At 62.7% G+C, this 23,612-nt stretch carries 18 protein-coding genes and 1 pseudogene; 6 read left to right on the forward strand and 13 right to left on the reverse strand.

Translation table 11 applies throughout. From position 1 onward, the window contains the following. Positions 1 to 150: 150 nt before the first annotated feature. The 4 genes from C2U70_RS00495 to rpmB form a co-directional block, all read right to left on the reverse strand. Entirely contained in the window at positions 151 to 2,109 is a 1,959-nt protein-coding gene (locus tag C2U70_RS00495; RefSeq protein ID WP_140975902.1) for an ATP-binding protein, read from the reverse strand. Beyond that, a complete protein-coding gene (locus C2U70_RS33850) occupies positions 2,106 to 2,627 on the reverse strand; it encodes an ABC-three component system middle component 5 (protein WP_433960652.1) in 522 nt (173 codons plus the stop codon). The genes C2U70_RS00495 and C2U70_RS33850 overlap by 4 nt, the downstream gene beginning before the upstream one ends. Next, complete coding sequence (locus C2U70_RS00500) at positions 2,624 to 3,856, reverse strand: ABC-three component system protein (protein ID WP_140975903.1); 1,233 nt, start codon at positions 3,854 to 3,856, stop codon at positions 2,624 to 2,626. Before C2U70_RS00500 ends, C2U70_RS33850 begins: the two co-directional genes overlap by 4 nt. A gap of 203 nt (positions 3,857 to 4,059) precedes the next feature. Continuing rightward, positions 4,060 to 4,371, reverse strand: coding sequence for a 50S ribosomal protein L28 (rpmB, locus tag C2U70_RS00505; RefSeq protein WP_140975904.1), 312 nt, complete (start codon positions 4,369 to 4,371; stop codon positions 4,060 to 4,062). Positions 4,372 to 5,024: 653 nt separating this feature from the next. Here rpmB and C2U70_RS00515 point away from each other — a divergent pair. From C2U70_RS00515 to C2U70_RS00540, 5 genes and pseudogenes are all read left to right on the forward strand, one after another. Continuing rightward, positions 5,025 to 5,834, forward strand: a complete 810-nt coding sequence (locus C2U70_RS00515; protein ID WP_433960654.1) for a DUF3108 domain-containing protein — start codon at positions 5,025 to 5,027, stop codon at positions 5,832 to 5,834. A gap of 658 nt (positions 5,835 to 6,492) precedes the next feature. Next, positions 6,493 to 9,915, forward strand: a complete 3,423-nt coding sequence (locus tag C2U70_RS00525) for a helicase-related protein (protein WP_140975908.1) — start codon at positions 6,493 to 6,495, stop codon at positions 9,913 to 9,915. Between the two features lie 9 nt (positions 9,916 to 9,924). Beyond that, a pseudogene (locus tag C2U70_RS00530) lies at positions 9,925 to 10,191 on the forward strand (RNA-binding S4 domain-containing protein); the annotation flags it as partial. Between the two features lie 137 nt (positions 10,192 to 10,328). Beyond that, a complete protein-coding gene (gene fdxA, locus C2U70_RS00535) occupies positions 10,329 to 10,667 on the forward strand; it encodes a ferredoxin FdxA (protein ID WP_140975910.1) in 339 nt (112 codons plus the stop codon). Between the two features lie 344 nt (positions 10,668 to 11,011). Then, positions 11,012 to 11,848, forward strand: a complete 837-nt coding sequence (locus tag C2U70_RS00540; RefSeq protein WP_186293977.1) for a CarD family transcriptional regulator — start codon at positions 11,012 to 11,014, stop codon at positions 11,846 to 11,848. An 80-nt stretch (positions 11,849 to 11,928) separates the two neighbouring features. Here C2U70_RS00540 and C2U70_RS00545 read toward each other — a convergent pair whose 3' ends face one another. From C2U70_RS00545 to cyoA, 8 genes are all read right to left on the reverse strand, one after another. Then, complete coding sequence (locus C2U70_RS00545; protein WP_246666629.1) at positions 11,929 to 13,317, reverse strand: adenylate/guanylate cyclase domain-containing protein; 1,389 nt, start codon at positions 13,315 to 13,317, stop codon at positions 11,929 to 11,931. 270 nt (positions 13,318 to 13,587) lie between these two features. Then, complete coding sequence (locus C2U70_RS00550; protein ID WP_140975913.1) at positions 13,588 to 14,121, reverse strand: response regulator transcription factor; 534 nt, start codon at positions 14,119 to 14,121, stop codon at positions 13,588 to 13,590. Beyond that, the gene (locus C2U70_RS00555; protein ID WP_140975914.1) at positions 14,111 to 15,499 is read right to left on the reverse strand and encodes an ATP-binding protein; all 1,389 of its coding nucleotides are present in this window, start codon (positions 15,497 to 15,499) and stop codon (positions 14,111 to 14,113) included. Before C2U70_RS00555 ends, C2U70_RS00550 begins: the two co-directional genes overlap by 11 nt. Next, positions 15,471 to 16,325, reverse strand: coding sequence for an SURF1 family protein (locus C2U70_RS00560; protein WP_433960653.1), 855 nt, complete (start codon positions 16,323 to 16,325; stop codon positions 15,471 to 15,473). The genes C2U70_RS00555 and C2U70_RS00560 overlap by 29 nt, the downstream gene beginning before the upstream one ends. Then, on the reverse strand, positions 16,322 to 16,699 hold the full coding sequence (cyoD, locus tag C2U70_RS00565) for a cytochrome o ubiquinol oxidase subunit IV (protein WP_140975915.1): 378 nt from the start codon (positions 16,697 to 16,699) through the stop codon (positions 16,322 to 16,324). The genes C2U70_RS00560 and cyoD overlap by 4 nt, the downstream gene beginning before the upstream one ends. Then, positions 16,696 to 17,325 (reverse strand): cytochrome o ubiquinol oxidase subunit III, encoded by a 630-nt coding sequence (gene cyoC / locus C2U70_RS00570; protein WP_140975916.1) that lies wholly within the window; start codon positions 17,323 to 17,325, stop codon positions 16,696 to 16,698. Before cyoC ends, cyoD begins: the two co-directional genes overlap by 4 nt. Further along, positions 17,325 to 19,325, reverse strand: a complete 2,001-nt coding sequence (gene cyoB, locus C2U70_RS00575; RefSeq protein ID WP_140975917.1) for a cytochrome o ubiquinol oxidase subunit I — start codon at positions 19,323 to 19,325, stop codon at positions 17,325 to 17,327. The genes cyoC and cyoB overlap by 1 nt, the downstream gene beginning before the upstream one ends. A 23-nt stretch (positions 19,326 to 19,348) precedes the next feature. Next, on the reverse strand, positions 19,349 to 20,512 hold the full coding sequence (cyoA, locus tag C2U70_RS00580) for a ubiquinol oxidase subunit II (RefSeq protein ID WP_140975918.1): 1,164 nt from the start codon (positions 20,510 to 20,512) through the stop codon (positions 19,349 to 19,351). A 180-nt stretch (positions 20,513 to 20,692) separates the two neighbouring features. Between cyoA and C2U70_RS00585 the strand changes: the two genes are divergently transcribed. After that, entirely contained in the window at positions 20,693 to 22,003 is a 1,311-nt protein-coding gene (locus tag C2U70_RS00585) for an MFS transporter (RefSeq protein WP_140975919.1), read from the forward strand. Positions 22,004 to 22,139: 136 nt separating this feature from the next. Here C2U70_RS00585 and C2U70_RS00590 read toward each other — a convergent pair whose 3' ends face one another. Continuing rightward, positions 22,140 to 23,525 (reverse strand): M48 family metalloprotease, encoded by a 1,386-nt coding sequence (locus C2U70_RS00590; RefSeq protein ID WP_246666630.1) that lies wholly within the window; start codon positions 23,523 to 23,525, stop codon positions 22,140 to 22,142. Positions 23,526 to 23,612: the final 87 nt, after the last annotated feature.

The raw sequence follows: 23,612 nt of genomic DNA on the forward strand, positions 1-23,612 counted from the left end.
CCCGGGCATGACGAGCTTGAGGTGCAAGCGTCCCGAAAGAAAGTGATCGGCATATGCGATTGCAGACGCGGGCAGCGGTTGCTGACGGCATAAACGGCTGCCTCCGTGGTGCCGGGCTACGCGCTTCGCGCAGCACTGCAACCACTCCGGTTAGGTAGCCGGTGATTGTATTTGGAGCGTTCTATTTTGCTGCGAGTAGGCGGGTCCGACGAGATAGGGCGAATCCTCCAACGCTGGATCGAGCATCGATGTTGTCAGTATGATCTGATGGTCAACTGGCGAAGAATTGCTGGCTGCACAAATCATTCGTTGGAAGTTCCAGCTTCGCTGCGGAACCATTCCTTTGTCCTCTATGTTGTCAAACATCATGAATCTCGGAAGTAGAAATTGGCTATCGCGAAGGGATGCGATAAGCAAGCCGAGATGAAAGCTGTTCTTGAGGATGACCAAGCTGCTAGCTGCAAAATTCGACTTTCCGTCGACGGACATTGCATCGTTGCCGAATGAAAAATTGAAGCTAGTTGCGTCAACAAAGGCATCTTGGTCACCAGTGTCACTGTGCAGAAGGTTGACTACGCTTGTTGCAATGAGCGTATAGGCAGTCCTCTTGCGTTTGTCTTGAGTGGCGATGATTGCTCCTATTTCATCCTTGAGTATCGTGATGCGTTCATTCAAGCGTTGCTTCTCACTGGACATCTCGGTCACTCGAGCGACTAGCTCGAGTCGCTGACCAATTGTTTCGATCCTGGAATCGATGTATCCGATGCGGCGATTGATGTTTGCGATCGCATTGTCGCGAGAGCTAATGGGGGCCTTCGATAGGGCGTCATAGGTAGCTGTCTTCGCCGAGTATTCTCGCCGAAGCGAACGAAGCTGTTTTTCGTTTGAAGCAAGGGCCTCTTCTCGCTGCTCTTGCAATTGTATGGATTCTCGAAGTTGCATTTGAAGGTCGATCTTTACGGCTAAGCTTCGAGTGGCTCGATCGGAGTCTTGAAGGGGTGTTTTGCAAAGATGGCACTCAATCGAATGATCGGCGTCCTCGACGGTTGGAGAAAAGCAAGCTGGGCAATATTTGAAATGAATTCCACCCAGTTGTTCGTACGTGAGGGTCGCTTGGTTGATATCAACCAGCATCTTTTCGAGATGGCGAATGAAATTCCGGCTGTCGGAGATTTCAAAGTCCAGCGTTGAAGTCTCGAGTTCTAGCGACTGTATCCTTCCGGATAGTGCACCGACTTCTTCAAGGGCCTTCCTGCGTTCAGCTTCACGAGATTTTGTGCTGTCTGTGCTCCCAAAATCAGACTTGGCTATCTGTTCAAGCGCCACATACTGTTCGTTTCGCTCGTTCGTAAGAGCATCGAGTTCTTTCTCCGTCGCTTCTCTTGCTAGTGGCGTATCTAGATCGCCGCCGATCAGCGAGAAGATGCTCTTCAATTCTGCATCTATTTCGTTGAATCTATTCTGCAGGCCACGTAGTTCGACCTGCTTTTCGTACAGGTTGAATTCAGCGACGCCACATAAGAAGTCTCCGACCGCCTGTTTAAGGATTGGAGGATCAAAGTTCTCAAAACGGAAGATGCGCTGCACTGGCGTCATTTGGTCGGAATACAGCAGCCGAAGGATTTGATGCATCGTTATGTTGCTGCCCTCCGTTGTGGATGCTTCCGGCATGTCGAGGGCTTTAAAGAGGATTTGCGAGAAAGATTCTTTAGCTCCCTGTCTAGCGTACGGGAAGATTTTCCAGCCCTCCGCAACGGATCTCGCGGCAGCTTCTATTGAGCCGAAGAAGATGTGTAGCGGCCTAGATCGCTCCGGAGAGATCTCGCGCCTAAGGGTTACGACCGCGTCATTTAGCGCCACTTCGGCGACAACAGTGTCGCAAAGTGCGGCATACTCTTTCCATTCTTGGATCGTTGGTCCGAGAACTTCCCCTCCAAGGATGTGGAAGATGAAGTCCATTACGGTGGATTTTCCGGACCCATTCGTTCCGCGGATGATGTTGACGCCGCGGTGAAACTTCTGGTCGTAGACCGTCCTTCCCCTACGAAACACCACTAGGCGTATCAGCGATAGTCGAGGGTTGAATTGGACCTGCTGGACTTCGCTCATGGTTGTCTCCGCACGAGACCTGTGAGCGCGCGCAAACCCCGTGATCCCTCCAATTCGATAGTGCCGAACTCATCGACAAGAAAACTCATGAAAGCCCCCTCGCGCGAGTTGGTTTCCCGCAAGGTTGCGTGCAACGAATCGGGCATTTCATCAATCTGAAGGCAGGCTGTTCCGGAGAGGTATTGTTCCCGTGATAGTAGGCCCTTCGCTACCAAGTTGGTGCCCGCTACTTTCTGAAAGACCGCGATATCTCGGAAGAGACTCTTTTCACTTGGAAGTTGGACGAATTGGTCGGTAGGACGCTCGATATGCAGGGATCGAAAAACACGCCTAATTTCCTGCGGCATCGATGCTCTATGTAACAAGAATGGATACAATAGGTAGAAATCTAAAATGTTCAGCGTCTCGACCGAAAGGTTTCTGTTCTTTTCGAAAGATAGCAGGCGCAAGAAGCGAAAAGTGCAATGATATGCGTCAAACGAAGGATGCCAAAGACGAATAGGTGTTGCTTGCGTCATGGCGTCCACCGAATGTGGCAGAGTCCGGTCAGGTAGTAGATCATTCGATCGAGGACGACGTGATTTACAAGTGGGTCGCTCTTGTGAGCTTCAATGATCGGATCACTTATGTGCGTTTTAATTAGAGCTGCGGTTTTCGGGATAGAAGCTCCGTCTACAATGGCGGGATAGACGTCTGAATTGAACCGCGCATCAACCTCGGCAAGCAATTTGATGTATCTTTGTGTCGCAGAGGATTGTAGTTGGTTCCGCGTGAACGCTTTAGCAAACTCCTCCTTAAGGCGTAGTGCCCGAGGAATCTCATGGGCTCTCCCGCCTAGTTTCAATTTCTCTGCGAGATCAAGGCGAGGGTCATCTTTGGATTTGGTGTAATTCTCAAATTCACTTGCGAGCGCGTCGTAGACGTCATCTTGGGTGAGCTCTTGCGATACGGCGTAGGGAGGAGTTCCAGGTGGAACGTTCGAGAATGATTTCGGTTGCAGTCCGATCAAATCGCTAATGAAACTGCGTGCTCCGAGATATATCGGCGATTGCCGCGTCGTTGGCTTGCAGATGCTTACATGATCACCGTCGCACTCGACGGTAATGCATCCCAGAACGCCTGGATCAGAACTCGCCTTGTCGACGAAGAGAATGCCCTTGTAAGGCTTTGTCTCGCAGTAGGCGTGGGTCTTTAGGCCCAATGACGTAGCGTTCTCACGATACCAATCTCGAAGAGCAAGCAGATTGGGGTCGTTCGCTGCAATTTGACCGGTGGCTTGCGATACTAATGGGAATTTTGAGGCGATAGTAGCGATCGCTGATCCCGCGTGCGGGGTCGCGAGAAAGAGTACGCCGCGCGTGTTAGTTGCGATGAGCTTCCAAGCTGGCTTGTGTAGTTCTACGGCGGTTCGCAGCATTTGCTTGATCAGCAATCCGCCGAGGCTATGCACTACAAAGACAACTGGGCGTGTTCCGATTCCATGTGAGGAGAGAAGGTCTAAGATTTGTTTGGCTTGATCGCTAATAACGAGTGATCCGTTAGCGCTGCCAAATATTGAAGCTGGATATTCGAGTGACCAGACGTCCACTGAGGTTAGGTCTTCAAATATCCAAAGTGGCCAAAAAGCATTGGGCCCGGCGGTCCACGTCTCTTTTCCAGTGCCGCCCAAGCCATGAACAAAAATGATGTCAGTGGTTGTGTTTGGTCGAGTGACGTCGGTCACTCTTATCAATTGAAGCTGCGGCACGTCTCCCCCTCAGCGGCAGAATCCTAAGCCCGAGTATCTGCAACGTCCAGTAGAGGGCCTTGCGACCTTCGAAGCACGCGTCATTGTGCGCCGCAAACAAAAACGGCCAGGTCTTCCGACCCGGCCGTCACGCAAACTCTGATACTCTTAAGCCTACGCCACGCGACGCTTACGCGTGCCCCCGGCCCAGCTCTTGAAAACTCTTAGCTCGCCTTCTTCTCAGGCCGCGGCGTCGGGCCGACCTTCTTCTGGACGGCGCGCTTCAATTCCAGCGCGCGCGGCGACAGGGCGTCGGCGGGCGCTTTAAGCAGATAAGCATCGAGGCCGCCATTGTGGTCGACGCTCTTCACCGCGTTGGTGGAGACGCGCAGGCGCACGTTGCGGCCGAGCGCTTCCGAGATGAACGTCACGTTGACGAGGTTCGGCAGGAAGCGGCGCTTGGTCTTGATGTTGGAGTGGCTGACCTTGTGGCCGACGAGGGGGCCCTTGGCCGTCAGTTCGCAGCGGCGAGACATCTCGAAAATCCTTGTCCTTCCCCCATAGGATTGCGGCGGCCATCGGGGCGCCACGGGGGTGCTAAATCTGTGTCCTTGTGGGAGCGGCGGACGTATAGGGGGGAAGGGGCGGGTAGTCAAGGCGAAGGGCCGGTTTCGGCCCGTAGTTCCGGGGCGGGCGGCACGCCCGAACCCGGAAACTCGAGCAGCAAATTCAGGGGTTTTTGGCCGGCTTCTTCGCCTCGCCCCGCTTGGGGGAGAGGCCGGAGCGCGCCGAGCGATGCGAAGCATCGTCCGCAGCGATCCGGGTGAGGGGGAGCCTCCGCGAGTCCAACTCTCACCGTCCCCGGGGAGGCTCCCCCTCACCCCGACCCTCTCAGAGCGAGCGCAGCTCGTCTCGGCCCCGCAAGCGGGGCGAGGGGGAAGGGGCAGCGGAGCGGGCGGAGAGAGCGCAAAAACCATCACATAAACGGCGTATTCCGGTCCGAAAACGCATCCGGTTCCCGAAAAATGGCCCTGAACCACAGCCCCTTTGTGCAATTGCGTCCCGGCTCATTGTCTGCCGCTGTATTTGGCTTAAGTAACAATCATCTAGCGCACCCCTTGGATTGCGACTGAACGTGACCCTGCCTGACACCCGATATCCCCGGCGGCGCCCTCTGCGCCGGCTGGCCCTGTTGGCCCTGTGCGGGCTCGGGGCTGGATGGGGGATTGTGCCGGCGGCCGCCCAGGGCAAGCTCGAGGCGCAGTATGAGGCGACGCTGTCGGGCATCCCCGTCGGGCGTGGCGGCTGGAATATCGATATCGGCGACGACGTGTTTTCGGCGGCGGCCTCGGGCGGCACCACGGGGCTGCTGAAGTCGTTTGCGGGCGGGTCCGGCACGGGTGCCTCGCAGGGGCGCGTCGTCAACGGCGCGCTGGTGGCGACCGGCTACCAGGCCTCCACGACTACCTCGAAGAAGACCGAGGAGATCCACATCGTCATCGACAAGGGCAATGTGAAGGAATTTGGCATCGTGCCGGAGCCGCCGGTCGATGCCGAGCGCATTCCCGTCACCGAGGCGCATCGCCGCGGCGTCTGGGATCCGATGACGGCCTCGCTGCTGCGCGTGCCCGGCACCGGCGAGGTGCTGTCGCCGGACTCCTGCCGCACCGGTGCGGCCGTGTTCGACGGCCGCATGCGCTACGACCTCAAGCTCGATTTCAAGCGCATGGAGAACGTGAAGGCCGAAAAGGGCTATCACGGCCCCGTCGTGGTCTGCGCGCTCTATTTCTCGCCGATCGCCGGCTACATCCCCGATCGCCCCGTGATCAAGTACCTCGCCACCCAGCGCAATATCGAGATCGCGTTCGCGCCCGTGGCGGGCACGCGCGTGCTGGTGCCCTTCTGGGTCAAGATCCCGACGCCGCTCGGCCCCGCGATGCTGGAAGCCACCAGCTTCATCACCGCCCCCCAGCCGCCCCGCGTCGCGAAGACGCAATAATCGTCTCGCTCCCGTAGCCCGGATGAGCGAAGCGATATCCGGGGCCTAGCAGCCACTTTCCGCATGTCGCTGCACTCTTCCGGGCTATATGCGTTCCGGAAAACCCCAACGAATCCAACACCCCTCCTACTGTGCATGGGGTTGTTTTCACCCCCAAATGCCGCCCCACCCCCTCCAGCCGAATCCATTTGACTCCCACCCGATTCTGATTCGACTCCAAGCCCTCCCCAACTTTAAGGATTTCGCCCCGAAATCACCGCTTGTGCCATCAGCCAAAACTCCATCTAGTGCGCGCCTGGGACGGCTCCCGCGACATGTTGCGTGAACGTAACGGGAAGCGAAGGGGAGTCAGCGATTCGGCCGCGATTCGTTCTAGAGTCGTTCCGAAGCTTAAGCGCAGAGAAGAAAGCGTCGCAAATTGAAACAGTTGCGCGGGATTTGGGGCGGTCTCCCTTCCCCCTCTCCCCGTTCTTACGGGGAGAGGGTTGGGGTGAGGGGCTGCTGCCGCATATTCGGTGAGAGCTGGACCCGCGGAGGCTCCCCCTCACCCGGCGCTTCGCGCCGACCTCTCCCCGCAAGCGGGGCGAGGTGAAGCTCCGGGCCCCTGCAAAAAACAGCACTGACAATCCGCCCCAAGAAGAACTAGCTACAGGCGCAAATGGCCTTCTCTTCCTTTTCCTCTGCCTCCGAGCGCGTGCATTCCGAGCGCGCGCCCGGTTCCGGCGTCACTGCGGTGCTCGGGCCGACCAACACCGGCAAGACCCATCTCGCCATCGAGCGCATGCTGGCGCATTCGTCGGGCATGATCGGGCTGCCGCTGCGCCTGCTCGCGCGCGAGGTCTACAACAAGATCGCCGATCGCGTGGGCAGCGAGGCGGTGGCGCTCGTCACCGGCGAAGAGAAGATCAAGCCGAAAAACCCGCGCTACTGGGTCTCGACCGTCGAGGCGATGCCGCGCGATCTCGATCTGTCGTTCCTCGCCGTGGACGAGGTGCAGATCGCGTCTGATTTGGAGCGCGGCCACGTCTTCACCGACCGCATCCTCAACCGCCGCGGCCGCGACGAGACGCTGCTCCTGGGTGCCGCCACGATGCGCCCGATCGTCGAGCGGCTGTTGCCGGGCGCCTCCATCATCACGCGCCCGCGCCTGTCGACCCTTGAATTCGCGGGCGATCGCAAGATCACGCGGCAGCCGCGGCGCACCGCGATCGTCGCGTTCTCGGCTGACGAAGTCTACGCCATTGCCGAATTGATCCGCCGCCAGCATGGCGGCGCGGCCGTCGTGCTCGGCTCGCTCTCGCCGCGCACACGAAATGCACAAGTGGCGATGTTCCAGAACGGCGACGTCGATTATCTCGTCGCGACAGACGCCGTCGGCATGGGGCTCAATCTCGACGTCGACCACGTCGCCTTTGCCTCCGACCGCAAGTTCGACGGCTATCAGTTCCGCAGGCTCACACCGTCCGAGTTCGCGCAGATCGCCGGCCGCGCCGGCCGCGCCACGCGGAATGGAACGTTCGGCACAACGGGCCGCTGCGCGCCGTTCGAGCCCGAGCTCGTCAATGCGCTGCAGAACCACACCTTCGACAGCGTGAAGGTGCTGCAATGGCGGAATTCGAAACTTGATTTCGCCTCGCTCGGCGCGCTCCAGGTCTCGCTCAACCTTGCCCCCGGCCACGAGGCGCTGACGCGCGCGCCGATCGCCGAGGACATGCGCGTGCTCGACCACGCCGCCCGCGACGGCGAGGTGCGCGACATGGCGCATGGCAAGGCGGCCGTGGAACGTCTCTGGGAGGCCTGCCAGGTCCCCGATTACCGAAAGCTGTCGCCGGCGGCCCACGCCGAGCTCGTCACCACGCTGTACGGCTTTTTGATGCAAAAGGGCCGCATTCCCGATGCCTGGTTCGGCGCCCAGGTGAACCAGGCCGACCGCACCGATGGCGACATCGACACGCTGTCGGGCCGGATCGCGCAGATCCGCACCTGGACCTTCGTGGCGAACCGCCCCGATTGGCTCGCCGACCCCGAACACTGGCAGGGGATTACGCGGGAGCTGGAAAATAAATTATCGGATGCGCTCCATGAACGGCTTACAGAGCGTTTCGTTGATCGTCGTACCAGTGTATTGATGCGCCGCCTGCGGGAGAACACGAGCTTGAATACTGAAATCGGCAAGACCGGCGAAGTCATCGTCGAAGGCCACGTCATCGGCCGTCTTGATGGATTTACCTTTGCGCCAGATGCCGCGGAAGCAGGCTCGGATGCGAAAGCCTTGCAGGCTGCCGCTCAAGCGGTGCTCGCCGGCGAGATCAATGCGCGTGCCGAAAAACTGGGCGCAGCGCCCGACGAGCAGTTCGTGCTCACCTCCGACGGCACCATCCGCTGGACCGGCGACGCCGTGGCGCGCCTTTCTGCCGCAGACGAGGCGCTGACGCCGCGCGTCCGCATCATCTCGGACGAGCGGTTGACGGGCAGCCCGCGCGAAAAAGTGCAGGCGCGGCTCGACCTCTGGCTTAAAACGCATATCGAAAAGCTGCTCGGGCCGATGTTCGAGCTCTCCAAGGCCGAGGACGTCACCGGCATCGCGCGCGGCATCGCCTATCAGCTCGTCGAAGCGCTCGGCGTGCTCGAGCGGCAGAAGATCGCCAACGAGCTGAAGGATCTCGACCAGGCCTCGCGTGCCACCTTGCGGAAATACGGCGTGCGGTTCGGCGCCTACCACCTCTACTTCCCGCAGCTGCTCAAGCCCGCCGCGCGTGCGCTCGCCGCACTGCTGTGGGCGCTGAAGCAGGACAATGTCGATCTCTCGGCACTGTCGGGCGCGCAGCACCTCGCGAGCTCGGGCCGCACCTCGTTCCCCGTCGACAAGACGCTGCCGCGCGATGCCTATCGCGTGCTCGGCTACAAGCAGGCCGGCGAACGCGCGGTGCGCGTCGACATTCTGGAGCGCCTCGCCGATCTGATCCGTCCGGCGCTCGCCTGGCGCGAGACCTCGCCCGGCGAAAAGCCCGCCGGTGCGTTCGACGGCCGCAGCTTCGTGGTGACGCAGGCGATGACCTCGCTCACGGGATCGGCCGGCGAAGATTTTGCCTCGATCCTGCGCGCGCTCGGTTATCGCATGGAGAAGCGCGCCCCGCTGCCGCCGAAGCCTGTTGTCGCGGAGACGCCGGCTGCTGCGCCCGCCGAAGGCGAGGCTGTTGCTGAAGCCGCTGCTGCCGAGACGCCCGCGACGGATACGGGAATCGAAGCGGCCGCCGAGCCCGTCACCGTCGAAGACGCGCCGGGCATGGAGCAGGACGCGGAGCCGCACGCGGCGCCCGCGCTCGAAGCTACGCCTGAAACGCCCGTTACTCCCGAGGATGCCCCCGGCATCGCGCCGCCGGCTGAAGAGCCTGCGCCTGTTGAAGCCTCTGCCGAAGATTCGGCTGCGATCACCGCGGCCACGGAAGCCGCTGCATCACCAGATGCGGCTGCGCCCGTCGAGGCCGCAAGCACTGAAACCGCTGCGTCAGAAGCACCCGCCGAGCCGCAGCTCGTCGAAGTCTGGCGTCCCGGCGGCCGTCACGAGGATCGCAAGCCGCGTCACGATCGCAACCGTCACCAGCATCAGCGCCATCGTCATCAGCCGCGTCCGCAAGAGAGTGCGCAGGCGGGTGCTGCTCCCGCGGAAGGCGGCGAGGCGACACCGGCGGCAGATGGCGAGAAACGCCATGAGCGTCATCGTCACGGCGGACCGCGCAAGGACTTTCGCAAGGGCCGCGAGCAGGGCGGTGAAGGCGGCGAGCGCAGAGAGCCGCGCGGCGACGACAAGAACCGCCGCTTCGAAGGCAAGGATCGCAACCAGGACCGCGATCGCAACAAGGGTAAGTTCGGCGGCGGTGGCGATCGCGACAAGGTTCGCGACAATCGTGGCCGCGATCGCGACAAGGGCCGTGACCGGCGCGACCGCGAGGGCGGTCCGTCGCTGCGTCCCTACGCCTCGAGCGCCAATCCGCGCGAGCGCGATCGTCCCATCGATCCGAACTCGCCCTTCGCAAAACTCGCCGCGCTGAAAGAGCAGCTCGCGGGGCGCAAGGAGTAGCCCACGACCGAGCGCCAGCGCCTCGACAAATGGCTGTGGCATGCGCGGGTGGTGAAGGCGCGCACGTCGGCGGCCGAGCTCGTCGAGCGTGGCCATGTCCGCATCAACGGCGTGCGCGAGACCTCGCCAGGACATGCGATCAAGATCGGCGACGTCCTGACCATCGCGCTCGATCGTACCGTCCGCGTGATGAAGGTGATCGCATTCGCCGAGCGGCGCGGCGATGCTGATGCGGCGCGCGTGCTGTATGAGGAGTTGCAACAGCGGCAATCGTAATTAATTGCCCGTTGCATTCATTTCTTGGCCGTCCAAACGCGGAAACCAGCCATGATGGGTCGTTCCCGATCTTGCGGCGCTGGTCTATCCGCGCTAGGCAAGCCGCGACTTTCTAGAAGAGCTTTTCGGAGCGTTGGATGACTTACGTCGTCACTGAAGCCTGCATCAAGTGCAAGTACACCGACTGCGTCGAGGTTTGCCCCGTCGACTGTTTCTACGAGGGCGAGAACATGCTGGTCATCCATCCGGACGAGTGCATCGACTGCGGCGTGTGCGAGCCGGAATGCCCCGCCGACGCCATCAAGCCGGACACCGAGCCCGGGCTCGAAAAGTGGCTGGAAGTGAATACCCAGTACGCCAAGAGCTGGCCGAACATCACCCAGAAGAAAGAATCACCCGACGACGCCAAGGAATTCGACGGGATGGAAGGCAAGTTCGAGAAATATTTTTCTCCGAACCCCGGCTCTGGGGACTGATCCGCGCCCAAACTTAACCCTAATCGCGCCGAAACCGCCGAAAACCAAGGCGGAAGACCCCTAAATCATTGATTTTTGCGGGAAATGTGTTATATTGGGCACATTAAGCCGAACCCCGTCAGCCCCGTTGGCCCCTCTGGGTTCCCGTGAAACCAAATGTCGAACAGGGGCGTGGCAGTTTCCGCGCGCAGGCTGTGTCACAGAAAACGCGTAAAAAGAGTACTTCTGCCAAGGCTTCCCATAAGGAAGCCAAAAAAGCCGCCGCGGCGAGCCGTAGCGCATCCAAGGGCCGTGCCGCGACCAAGGCTACGGCCGCAAAGTCCTCGAAGAACAAAAGAAGCGCAATGCCTAATAAGACTGCCAAACCGGCCGCGAAGGCGACCGTTTCTAAGCCTGCTGCGGCCAAGCCGGCCGCGCCGAAGGCTGCTGTGAAGCCTGCCCCGAAAGCCCCCGTTGCCGCTCCCGCCGCCAAGGCCCCGGTTGCCAAGGCTCCGGCTGTGAAGGCGCCCGTCGCCGCTGCCAAGCCCGCCGTGAAGCCGGCTGCCGCCGCGCCGAAGGTCGAGGAGAAGAAGGTCGTGACTCAGCGCCAGGGGTTCAAGGCCAATGAATTCGTGGTCTATCCCGCTCACGGCGTCGGCCAGATCCTGGCCATCGAGGAGCAGGAGATTGCCGGTGCCAAGCTGGAACTCTTCGTCATCAACTTCATCAAGGACAAGATGACGCTGCGCGTTCCGACCGCCAAGGTCGCCAATGTCGGCATGCGCAAGCTGTCCGAGCCGACCCTGGTGAAGAAGGCGCTGGAGACCCTGAAGGGCCGTGCCCGCGTCAAGCGCACCATGTGGTCGCGCCGCGCGCAGGAGTACGAAGCAAAGATCAACTCGGGCGACATCGTCGCGATCGCGGAAGTCGTGCGCGACCTCTATCGCTCCGAGTCGCAGCCCGAGCAGTCCTACAGTGAACGCCAGCTCTACGAAGCGGCGCTCGATCGCCTGTCCCGCGAGATCGCGGTCGTGCAGCACTCGACCGAGACCGAAGCGGTCAAGGAGATCGAAGCCCAGCTCGCCAAGAGCCCGCGCCGCAACGCCAAGGCGGAAGCCGGAGCGGAAGGCGAGGCCGATGCCGAGGGCGAGGCCGACGATACGGATGGCGACGACACCACGGTCGCCGACGAAGCCGCCTGAGCGGTCCGTCGAGGCAAGAAATCAAAAGCCCGGCCGAATGGCCGGGCTTTTTGTTTGGGCGGTGTGTAGCCGTAGATGTCCTACACTGCGCGCGCCTGGGTCCAGATCGCGATCGGCCGCTCGAGCCCGCGGACGGGCTGCGGGTCCCGGGCGGTCAGTGGTTGAAATGTTTCGGCTGCTCCACCGAGCTCGGCCTTGGCGCGGCTGACGAGATCGTTGCTGGCCACCAATGCGCAATCGAGCGGGCGCGTCATCGCCTCGAGACGGCTCGCAGCGTTGACGGTCGCGCCGATCACGGCGAACTCGAGACAGGTGTGTCCGATGTCGCCGAGCACCACCGGCCCGTAATGCAGGCCGAAGCCGACGCGCATCGGCGGCTCGCCGGACGCCTGTCGCTGCGCGTTCCACCGCTCCGCCGCCGCGATCATGGCCTGGGCACAGCGCAGCGCGTTGCTGGCGTCGCGCGGGCCGGCAAACGGCGTGCCGAACGTCGCCATCAATCCGTCGCCGAGATATTTGTCGAGCGTGCCCTCGTGACGGAAAACTTCATGCTCCATCAGGCCGTGGAATTCGCGCAAGGTCCGCACCACCTCCTCCGGCGTGCGCGCATCGGCAAAGGCCGTGAAGCCGACGATGTCGACGAACAGCACCGCGACGTCCTGCGTGCGGACTTGCTTCAGTGGCTCATCGTGCTTCGACAATTCGGTGACGACGTTGGGCGAGAAGTAGCGCGCGAGATTGCCGCGTTCCCGTTCCACCGCGGCGTGGCGGATCAAGAGATCGTTGCTGCGGCGAACCGCGAGCGCCAGCGTTACGGCAACGATCATGAAGACGACGATTTCCTGGATGCGAAGACCGAATCCGACCGCGTTCGGCGAGAGTAGCGCGAACAGCCGGTGATCGCTGCCGATGGCGTCCGCGATGCGGGCGGTCAGGGCGGGATCGCGATCGGGCTGCCACCACACCCAGGCCATGCCGATCATCCAGAGCACGGCGGTCCATGTTCCCATCGCAACCACGGTGCGCCAGGAATAGGCGAGCGTCGCGCCCGCGAGCAGCACGAAGAAGTAGATGAAATTGCCAAAGTGGTACTGCATCGCGACCGGCCAGTGCGCGGCGCCGAACGGATTCGGGACGACGGTGATCAGTGTGAGCAGGGCCAGGTCGCAGAACAAAAGCGCCAGTTCCGCGCGCGACACGCCGACCCGTCCAACTCTGACCTGGGCCCAGCCGATCAGCGCAAACAGGCCGAGCAGCGCCACGTAGTAGAGCTGCTCCCATGCCGGGTTGATGGCCGGCAGCAGCACCGCGATGATGGCGAGCGCGACATAGCGCGCCCGTACGGCCAGTTGCAGGCCCTCCCGCTTGGCGGCCGCAAGGGCTGCCTGCGCGAACTCCACGGTTTCGGTCTCGCGCTGGCTGCGCGCGCTTGACGATGCGGCAGGCAAGTCGAGGCGCTCGACGAGCATTGTCACGGGGCGGTCTCCTCGCGGTGGGCGGGTGCGGTCGGTGATGAGTGTAGAAGGTTTTGGGGCGAAGAGGGTATTGGTTCGAGTGAAGTAAGCGCTTCGTAGGGTGGGTTAGCCGCGCGGCTGCGCGCAAGCGCGGTCCGCGGGCGTAACCCACCGCTTCTGTTCCCGCGGAGGGTAAAGAGGTGGGTTACGCTGAGCGGCTTGCGCTTCGCGCAATCCGTTCCGCTAACCCACCCTACGATTCCGTGCGTGCGGTAAGACTGGCGCTCACTTCACCGGCCGCTTCTCGAGCTTCCGCGCCAGCGTCCTGCGGTGCATACCGAGCCGTCGTGCCGCCTCCGAAATGTTGAAATCGGTCTCGATCAAGGTCTGATGAATGCGCTCCCATTCCAGCGTCTTGATCGAGGTGGGGCGGACGTCGAGCGCGACCTCGGCGTTGCCTTCCGCCTTCTGAAAGGCGGCTTCGATGTCGTCGGTGTTGGACGGTTTTGCGAGATAGTGGCAGGCGCCCAGCTTGATCGCCTCGACGGCGGTCGCGATGCTGGCAAAGCCGGTCAGGACGACGATGAGTGTTTCCGGATCATGGGCATGCAGCAGTTCGACGCAGGCAAGGCCCGAGGCACCGCCGAGCTTGAGATCGACGACGGCATAGCCGAACGACTTTTCTTCCAGAACCTTCTTGACCTCCTCGATTGAGGCGGCAAGTACGACGTCGTACCCGCGACGCTCGAAGGAGCGCTTCAGCGTGCGGGCAAAGCCCGCATCGTCCTCGACGACGATGAGCGAACGGTCAAGCGTCAAAGCCGCCTCCGATCGCGAGCGTCGACAGCGGCAGCACGAGGCGCACTGTGGCGCCGCGCTTGCGGTGGTTCTCCGCGGTGACGGTGCCGCCGAGCTTGCGCACGACGTTGACGACCAGGAACAGGCCCAGCCCGCCGCCTGCGCGCCCCTTGCTCGACTGATAGGGCTTTCCGAGCTGCGCCAGCATTTCCGGCGCGAAGCCGGGGCCGCGGTCGCTGATCGACAACACGAGATTGTCGCCCTCGCGTTCGGCGATCAGCTCGACCCATTCACGTGAGACCTCGTAGGCATTGTCGAGCACGTTGAAGATCACCTGCTTCAGCGCGACGTCGGAGGCGATCGCGACGTCCTCGCCAAAGGCGTTGGTGAAGTAGAGCGTGTGCGCCGAGCGCGCGTTGCGCCATTCCTCGACCAACGCCGTGAGGAAGGCTGCCACCGTGGTCGGCGATGAGCCTTCGCCGCGCGCCTCGCCGGCCGAGACCAGAATCCCTGTAACGATCGATTTGCAGCGCTGCAGCGACGTCTCCATCTCGGAGAGGTCCTCGGCGAGCTCATGGTCGGCGGTAAGGTCGGGCATGCGGCGCCAGTCGCTCAGGATGACCGAGAGCGAGGCGAGCGGCGTGCCGAGCTCATGCGCCGCGCCCGAAGCGAGCAGGCCCATCCGGACGATGTGGTCCTGCTCGGCCGCGTGCTGGCGCAGCGCGGCCAGATGGGCGTCGCGTTCCCTTAAGTTGCGATTGATGCGGGTAACGAACACGACCAGCAGCACGGCATTGAGCGCAAAGCCGACCAGCATGCCGACGACCGTCAGGCTGTAGGTATCGCTCAATGGGTTTTGCGGCAGGTCCAGCGGTCGATAGGCAAGCGTCAGCCAGACGAAGCTTGCACAGGTCAGCGCGACCAGCGACCAGGTCGAGCGCGCATCGAGCAGCACGGCGCCGAGCGTCACCTGCAGCAGGAACAGCGAGGTGAAGGGATTGGTGGCGCCGCCACTGAGATAGAGCTGCGCGGTCAGTGCGGCCACGTCGAGCATCAGGGCGATCAGCAGTTCATGATTGGTGATTTCGGCGTGCCGCCGCACCCAGGCCAGGCTCGCGATGTTGAGCACGACCAGCGCAGTGATCACCGCGCCCATCGGCACCAGCGGCAGCGGGATGCCGAGCCACAGATACACCGCGCCGATAGTCACGATCTGGCCGACCACGGCAGTCCAGCGCAACTGGATCAGCAGCGCCATGTTTTTGCGGTTGGTCGCATCGTCAGTGGATGACGGCGGCGAGAAGCCGGCGAGCTCGGTGCGGACGCCCGGGGCTGCGGCGTTGTCGTCGCGGGACAGGCGTCCCGCGTCGTCAGGTCGGCTCGACGATCGTTCCAGCATCTGATCCCGTCCCGCGGGCGGCGCGGGCTCCGTCACTCCTCGCGCGGGCGAAGCGTGGGCGGCGGAACAGCCCGCCGCCAAAAGTGACCAAGAGTTTCCCGGCCAGCATAAAGGCGAGCGCAAACCATGTCAGCGCATAAATCAGGTGGTTGTTGGGAAAGCGGATCACAGTCAGGCCACCGGCCGGCGCATTGCCCGCATTGGCCACAGGGTCTGCGTCGATAAAGAAAGGTGCGACATCACCGAGGCCACGCGCCGCCGCAATTGCCGCGACGTCGCGCGAGTACCAGCGCTCATGCGCGGGATCATTGGTCCTGAGGAAGCCACCCTTGGGCTCGGTGACGCGCAGCAGCCCTGACAGCGCGACCTCGCCTTCGGGATTGCCGTCTCGCCGCGTGGAGGCGTCACGTCGCTCCGTCGGAACGAAGCCGCGATTGATCAGGACCGTGCTGCCGTCATCGCGCAGCAGCGGCGTGAGGACCCAATAGCCACCGCCTTCCTCCGTCACCGCTTTGACCAGTGTCTCCCGGTCATGCAGGAACCGGCCGCGCACGGCGACGTGCCTGTATTCCTCGCCGGCCACCGATATCCCGGGCCACGACGAGGCTGCCGGCAGCGGCATCGCCTTCGCATGAACACGATGCTCGACGCGGTCGATCAGTGCCAGCTTCCAGGCGCGGCGCTCGATCTGCCAGACGCCAAGCGCAGTCAGGATGGCGATGGCGGTCAGTGCGAGGGCGATGAGCCAAAGCGAGGGCGATCGCGCAGCCGTTATTCGGCCGCGCGTTCCGCTGTCCTCAAGGCTCGCAAGCTCGATCGCGCTCACTTCATCCCGCTCATCTCGTGGACCGGCATCATGTTGGTCGTGAGGTGGTGCATGACCCACAGCGAGCCGGACAATGCGATCACCACCATGACGATGGTGAAGATCAGCGCCATCATGGTCCAGCCGTTCTCGGAGCTCGTGTTCATGTGCAGGAAGTAGATCATGTGCACCACGATCTGCACGATCGCGAAGCCCATGATCACGAGCGCCGTGACCTGCTTGTTGCCGAGCTCGCCGCTCATCACCAGCCAGAACGGAATGGCGGTCAGCACGACCGACAGGATGAAGCCGAGCAGATAGGTCGACAGCGAGCCGTGGGCGTGCTGGTCCGGGTGATGATCCGCCGTGATAGCCGAGTGAGCTTCCGTTTTCATCGCAGCATTCCCATCAGATAGACAAAGGTGAAGACGCCGATCCAGACCACGTCGAGGAAGTGCCAGAACATCGACAGGCACATCAGGCGGCGTTGGTTGGCCTCGATCAGGCCGAAGCGCCAGACCTGCACCATCAGCGTCACCAGCCAGACCAGGCCGAAGGAGACGTGCAGGCCGTGGGTGCCGACGAGGGTGAAGAACGACGACAGGAAGGCGCTGCGCTGGGGCGTGGCGCCCTCGTGGATCATGTGGGCGAACTCGGTGAGCTCGATGCCGATGAAGGCGAGGCCGAACAGGCCGGTGATCGTGAGCCACATCTGCGTCTGGGCGATGCGGTTCTGCTGCATCGTCAGCATCGCAAAACCGTAAGTGATCGACGACATCAGCAGCATCGAGGTGTTGATCGCGACCAGCTTGAGGTCGAATAGATCCTTTGGCGCGGGGCCGGCGGCGTAGTTGGCGCCGAGCACGCCATAGGTCGCAAACAGGATCGCGAAGATGAGGCAGTCGCTCATCAGATAGATCCAGAAGCCGAGCGACGTGCTCCAGCCTTCGGGGTGCGGATGCTCGTCGGCGAGGTAGAACAGCGGCTCGCCGATCTGCTGGGGCTTGACTGAGATGGTCATCACTTGGCTCCGGCGAGCAGGTTGGTGCGCGCGTCCTCGGTCCGGACGACCTGATCGGCCGGAATGTCGAAGTCGCGGTGATAGTTGAAGGTGTGGCCGATCGCGACGACGAGCAGCGCGATGAAGGAGACGGCGGCAAGCAACCACATGTACCAGATCAGGCCGAACGCCATCGCGGTCGAGAGCCCGGCGAGGATGATGCCGGTGCCGGTATTTTGGGGCATGTGGATCGGCTTGAAGCCGGTGAGCGGACGCTGATAGCCGCGGCGCTTCATGTCCCACCAGGCGTCGTTGTCATGCACGACGGGGGTGAAGGCAAAATTGTAGTCCGGCGGCGGCGAGGAGGTCGCCCATTCCAGCGTGCGGGCGTTCCAGGGATCGCCGGTGACGTCGCGGAGCTGCTCGCGGCGGAGCACGCTGACCGCGATCTGCACGAGGAAGGCGCCGATGCCGAGCAGGATCAGGAACGCGCCGAAGCCGGCGATGATGAACCAGATCTGCAGCGACGCATCGTCGAACACGCGCAGGCGGCGGGTGACGCCCATCAAGCCGAGCACATAGAGCGGCATGAAGGCGAAGAAGAAGCCGGAGACCCAGCACCAGAACGACACCTTGCCCCAGAACGGCTCGAGCCTGAATCCGAACGCTTTCGGGAACCAGTAGCCCATGCCGGCGAACAGGCCGAACAACACGCCGCCGATGATGACGTTGTGGAAGTGCGCGACCAGGAACAGGCTGTTGTGCAGCACGAAGTCGGCCGGCGGCACCGCGAGCAACACGCCGGTCATGCCGCCGACCACGAAGGTCAGCATGAAGGCGATGGTCCACATCATCGGTAGCTCGAAGCGGATGCGGCCCCGATACATCGTGAACAGCCAGTTGAACATCTTCGCGCCCGTCGGGATCGAGATGATCATCGTGGTGATGCCGAAGAACGAGTTGACGCTGGCGCCCGAGCCCATCGTGAAAAAGTGATGCAGCCAGACCAGGTACGACAGGATGGTGATGACGACGGTAGCGTAGACCATCGAGGTGTAGCCGAACAGGCGCTTGCCGGAGAAGGTCGAGGTCACCTCCGAGAAGATGCCGAAGGCCGGCAGAACCAGGATGTAGACCTCGGGATGACCCCAGATCCAGATCAGGTTCACGTACATCATCGGGCTGCCGCCAAAATCGTTCGTGAAGAAATTGGTGCCGACGTAGCGGTCGAGCGAGAGCAGCGCGAGCACGACGGTCAGCACCGGGAACGAGGCGACGATCAGCACGTTCGTGCACAGCGAGGTCCAGGTGAACACCGGCATCCGCATCATGGTCATGCCGGGCGCGCGCAGCTTGACGATGGTGCAGATCAGATTGATGCCCGAGAGCGTGGTGCCGACGCCCGCGACCTGCAGGCCCCAGATGTAATAGTCGACGCCGACATCGGGACTGTAGCCGATATTGGAGAGCGGCGGATAAGCGAGCCAGCCGGTGCGGGCGAACTCGCCGATGAACAGCGAGGCCATGACCAGCACGGCGCCACCGACCGTCATCCAGAAGCTGAAATTGTTGAGGAACGGGAACGAAACGTCGCGGGCGCCGATCTGCAGCGGCACGACGTAGTTCATGAGGCCGGTGACCAGCGGCATCGCCACGAAGAAGATCATGATCACGCCGTGGGCGGTAAAGATCTGGTCGTAGTGGTGGGCGTTGAGATAACCCTCTGAGCCGCCGAAGGCGATCGCCTGCTGCGCGCGCATCATGATGGCGTCGGCAAAGCCACGCAGCAGCATCACGATGCCGAGGATCATGTACATGATGCCGATGCGCTTGTGGTCGACGGTGGTGAACCATTCGCGCCAGAGGTAGCCCCAGAGGCGGAAATAAGTCAGCGCGCCGAACAGCGCGAGGCCGCCGGTTGCGACCACGGCGAAGGTGCCGACGACGATCGGCTCGTGCAGCGGCAGCGATTCCAGCGTGAGCCGGCCGAAGATGAGCTTGATGAGATCAGGACTGGGCATGTGTGTTCTCTTGCGAGCTCTCTTTAGGAGTCTGACTTCGGACGCTGTCCGAGGAAGAAGGATGTCGAGGATTTCAGCGGCGCGAAGGTCGGCCGCTTCAGGCCGGCGCCGGTGAGCGGCGCGGCGTCGAGCGGCGCCTTGATGGCCGCGGTGGTCTGTCCCTGCGGCGCGTCGGGTGTGCAGGTGCCGACGACGAAGGCGGGCTCGGGGCCGAGCGCGGTGCCGCGGCGGGCATATTTGTCGTAGGCGAGCGGCAGCGTGTTGTTGAGGCCTTCGTGGCCGAGGCCGCCCTTGGCGTCGATCGCCATCATCTCGCTCATGCACATCTTGCCGGCTTCGACGCACATGTTGAGGATGGCGCGGTAGAGATCGACATCGACATTGCCATAGCGGCGCACCGGCTCGTTCTGGCTCGGCTTTTCAAGCTGCAGATATTCGCCGCGACCGAGCGAGCCGCCGGTGGACTTGGCGCGCGCGACCCAGTCGTCGAAATTTTTGTCGTCCAAACCGTGGAAGGCGAAGTGCATGCCGGAGAAGCCGGCGCCGCTGTAATTTGCCGAAAAGCCCTTGTAGGTGCCGGCGTGGTTGACCACGGCGTGCAGCTTGGTCTCCATGCCCGGCATCGCATAGATCTGGCCGGCGAGCGCGGGGATGTAGAACGAGTTCATCACGGTGGACGCCGTGATGCGGAAGTTGATCGGGCGGTCGACGGGCGCTGCGAGCTCGTTGACGGTGGCGATGCCGTAATCGGGATAGATGAAGAGCCACTTCCAATCGAGCGCGACGACGTCGACCTCGAGCGGTGCGCGCCCCTTGTCCACGGGACGTTCGGCGGCGATGCGGCCGAGCGATCGGTAGGGATCGAGCAGATGCGTGCCCATCCAGGTCAGCGCGCCCAGGCAAACGATGATGAGAAGCGGCGCCGACCAGATCACCAGCTCGAGCTTGGTCGAGTGATCCCATTCCGGCTCGTAGCGCGCCGCCGTGTTGGACTGGCGGTAGCGCCAGGCGAACACGGCCGTGAGCACCATGACCGGCACCACGATCAGCAGCATCAGGACGGTGGAGATGATGACGAGGTCGCGCTGCTGGGCCGCGATATCGCCGGCCGGCGCCAGCACGATGAAGTTGCAGCCGCTGAGGGCAACCGCCAAAGGTAGCAGCGCCAGGATCTTGAGACGGGACAAGGGCAGGCTCTTTGAGAATGAGTTTCTATTGCAGGACCAAGGCCTAGCTGCGGCGCAGCAATCCGGACATTGGACAATTTGTCCAATGTTGCAGTGCGGCATCGTAGGTCACAGAGGGCAGGCTGCCGGGTCACTGTCCGGGCAGTCGCGGTGCAATTTCAGGGACTTGAAGAGCGCAAAATGGCGATGGCACAGACCCCGGCAGTGGGCATGAATTCAGGCCAGCTTGGTCACGACCAGGCCAATCCGGGCGATATCGCCATCGGCGTCATCATCGGGCGCACGTCGGAATTCTTCGACTTCTTCGTCTATGCGATCGCGTCCGTGATCGTGTTCCCGCGGCTGGTCTTCCCGTTCGCCAGCGAACTGACCGGCACGCTCTATTCCTTCGCGGTCTTCGCGCTCGCCTTCATCGCACGTCCGGTCGGCACCGTGCTGTTCATGACCATCGACCGCCGCTACGGCAAAAGCGCAAAGCTGATTCTGGCGTTGTTCCTGCTGGGCACCGCGACCGTCGCGCTCGCCTTCTTGCCCGGCTACGCCGAGATCGGCGCCGCCGCGATCTGGCTGCTGGCGCTGGCACGCGCTGCGCAAGGTCTCGCCTGGGGTGGCGCCTGGGACGGGCTCGCCTCGCTGCTCGCGCTCAATGCCCCGCCGGAAAAGCGCGGCTGGTACGCGATGGTGCCGCAGCTCGGTGCACCGCTCGGCCTGATCGTGGCGAGTGCGCTGTTCGCCTATTTCGCCGGCAATCTCTCGGCCGAAGACTTCTTCGACTGGGGCTGGCGCTATCCGTTCTTCGTCGCCTTCGCCATCAACGTCGTGGCGCTGTTCGCGCGGCTGCGCATGGTGGCGACGCCGGAATATGCCTCGCTGTTCGAGAGCCGCGATCTGCAACCGGCGCGTATCTCCACCACCGTCGCCCATGAAGGCCACAACATCCTGCTCGGTGCCTTCGCGCCGCTGGCGAGCTTTGCGCTGTTCCACATGGTGACGGTGTTCCCGCTGTCCTGGGTGTTTTTGTTCACCCGCGAGAGCCCGGTGAAATTTCTGATCATCGAGATGGTCGGTGCTGTCTTCGGTGTCGCGGCGATCGTCGCCTCCGGCATGATCGCCGACCGCGTCGGGCGAAAGTCGCTGTTGATGGGATCGGCGATCGCGATCGCGATCTACAGCGGTTTTGCCCCGCAACTGCTCGATGCCGGCGAGTTCGGCGAAACCATCTACATGGTCATCGGCTTTATCCTGCTCGGCCTGTCCTTCGGCCAGTCGTCAGGCGCGATTGCCTCCAATTTCAAGCAGGTCTATCGCTACACGGCCTCCGCGCTGACCTCAGACATGGCGTGGCTGTTCGGCGCCGGCTTCGCACCGCTCGCCGCGCTTTTGCTAGCAACGAACCTCGGCGTCATCGCCTCTGGCGCCTATCTGCTCTCGGGTGCGATCTGGACGATCTTTGCGCTGTGGCTGAGCGGGCTGCGCGAGAGCGTGGAGTAGCAACGGGCTCCGCTCTTGTAGGGTGGGCAAAGGCGCGGAGCGCCGTGCCCACCGTCTTTCCCCGATCTCGGCAGAAGTGGTGGGCACGCCAGCGGTCGCGCTTCGCGCGCTCGGTGGCTTTGCCCACCCTACAAGATCAGTCCACCACGATCTTGACGCGGTCGCGGACCTTCACCTGGCCCTTCGCATCCAGCCCGTTCAGCACGCGAAAGCGCTCGGCCGGATGGTCGACGCCGGCCATGCGGTGGGCCAGCGATTCCACGGTGTCGCCGGGCTGCACGGTGATCACCTTGATGCGCAGCGGGCGCGCGGCCTGGATTTCTTCCAGCGTCAGGCGGCGGAACGAGCCGACCGTCTCGCGCGCATTGCGCTCGCTCTCGGTGCTCTTCTGGCGGCTCGCGAAGATGAAACGGTAGACGTCGCTGCCGAAGCGCAGCGCATAGACCTTGAATTGCCACTGGTCGCCCTTGGCTGTGACTGACGCCGCCGGGAAACCGTTGATGGTGATGTCCTCGGTCGAGGCCTTGTCGACACCTTCCATCCAGCCCGAATTGAGATAGTCGCCGAGCGACTGCTCCGCCGGCACGCGCACCACGTCGAAGCGCATCGCCTGCGAGCCGCCTTCGCGCACGCCGATCACCGCCTGCGCGGTGTTGTCGAGCGTAAAATTGTCCGGCGCCTGGAAGGTGAAGCCCAGCTTTGGATGCAGGAACCGGCGCCCGCGCACAAAACCTTCGCTGGGATCCTCGCCGAACACGATGTTGTCGATCGCCGTCAGGTACGTCTCGCGGTCACGCTCGGCGCCTTCGGGCGCCGCATATTGCCGCGCAATCGTCTGTGCGTTCTGCACGCGCTCGGGCGTTGCCGGATGCGACGAGGTGAAATCCTGCGCGCGGGGATCGAGCGAGGCCTTGCCGGCCTTGAGCGCCGCATTGCGCTCCATCGCAGAAAGGAAGCGCGACGCGCCATAAGGATCGAAATGCGCACGCGCGGCAATGCCGACGCCGATGCCGTCGGCCTCGAACTCCTGCTTGCGCGAGAAGCTCGCCATGGTGAGTTTTGTCTTGGCGAGCGCGAGCGCGGTGAGATCGGGGTCGTTGCTCATGTCTGTCACCACGCGGGTGACGATTGCGGCCTGGCGCGCCTGGTCCTCGCGCATCGCGGCGTGTTTTGAGATCACATGCGCCATCTCGTGGCTGAGCACGGAAGACAATTCGGAGGTGTCGCTCGCCAGCGCCAGCAAGCCGCGCGTGACATAGAGCTGGCCGTTCGGCAGCGCGAAGGCGTTGACCGCACCGGAATTGAGGATGGTGACCTTGTAGCCCTGATCTGGACGGTCGGACGCCGCGACCAGGCGGTCGACGGTTTTGGAGACCAGCGCCTCCAGACGCGGGTCGTCATAGGCGCCGCCGTAATTGGCGAGGATTCGCTCGTGCTCGCGTTCGGTCGCAGGCGTCTGCGCCACCGCCGGCTTCGGCTTGGGCATGATGACTGACGGTGCCGAGGTCTGGAACCGGCCCATGTCGCCACAGCCGGCGAGGGTGGCCCCCAGCAACAGGCACAGCACGGCCGGCGCAGCCCGAAGGCCGCGGGGGTGACCCGTCTGACG

It is taken from the genome of Bradyrhizobium guangdongense, assembly GCF_006483445.1.
Classification (GTDB): Bacteria; Pseudomonadota; Alphaproteobacteria; order Rhizobiales; family Xanthobacteraceae; genus Bradyrhizobium; species Bradyrhizobium guangdongense_A.

Excerpts from the sequence above, each read along its gene's own strand:
- C2U70_RS00555 (WP_140975914.1), bottom strand. The coding sequence starts at position 15,499 with ATGCTGGAACGATCGTCGAGCCGACCTGACGACGCGGGACGCCTGTCC.
- C2U70_RS00540 (WP_186293977.1), top strand. The coding sequence starts at position 11,012 with ATGCCTAATAAGACTGCCAAACCGGCCGCGAAGGCGACCGTTTCTAAG.
- rpmB (WP_140975904.1), bottom strand. The coding sequence starts at position 4,371 with ATGTCTCGCCGCTGCGAACTGACGGCCAAGGGCCCCCTCGTCGGCCAC.
- cyoB (WP_140975917.1), bottom strand. The coding sequence starts at position 19,325 with ATGCCCAGTCCTGATCTCATCAAGCTCATCTTCGGCCGGCTCACGCTG.
- C2U70_RS00585 (WP_140975919.1), top strand. The coding sequence starts at position 20,693 with ATGGCGATGGCACAGACCCCGGCAGTGGGCATGAATTCAGGCCAGCTT.
- C2U70_RS33850 (WP_433960652.1), bottom strand. The coding sequence starts at position 2,627 with ATGACGCAAGCAACACCTATTCGTCTTTGGCATCCTTCGTTTGACGCA.
- cyoD (WP_140975915.1), bottom strand. The coding sequence starts at position 16,699 with ATGAAAACGGAAGCTCACTCGGCTATCACGGCGGATCATCACCCGGAC.
- C2U70_RS00495 (WP_140975902.1), bottom strand. The coding sequence starts at position 2,109 with ATGAGCGAAGTCCAGCAGGTCCAATTCAACCCTCGACTATCGCTGATA.
- C2U70_RS00525 (WP_140975908.1), top strand. The coding sequence starts at position 6,493 with ATGGCCTTCTCTTCCTTTTCCTCTGCCTCCGAGCGCGTGCATTCCGAG.
- fdxA (WP_140975910.1), top strand. The coding sequence starts at position 10,329 with ATGACTTACGTCGTCACTGAAGCCTGCATCAAGTGCAAGTACACCGAC.
- cyoC (WP_140975916.1), bottom strand. The coding sequence starts at position 17,325 with ATGACCATCTCAGTCAAGCCCCAGCAGATCGGCGAGCCGCTGTTCTAC.
- C2U70_RS00545 (WP_246666629.1), bottom strand. The coding sequence starts at position 13,317 with ATGCTCGTCGAGCGCCTCGACTTGCCTGCCGCATCGTCAAGCGCGCGC.
- C2U70_RS00590 (WP_246666630.1), bottom strand. The coding sequence starts at position 23,525 with ATGGGCCGGTTCCAGACCTCGGCACCGTCAGTCATCATGCCCAAGCCG.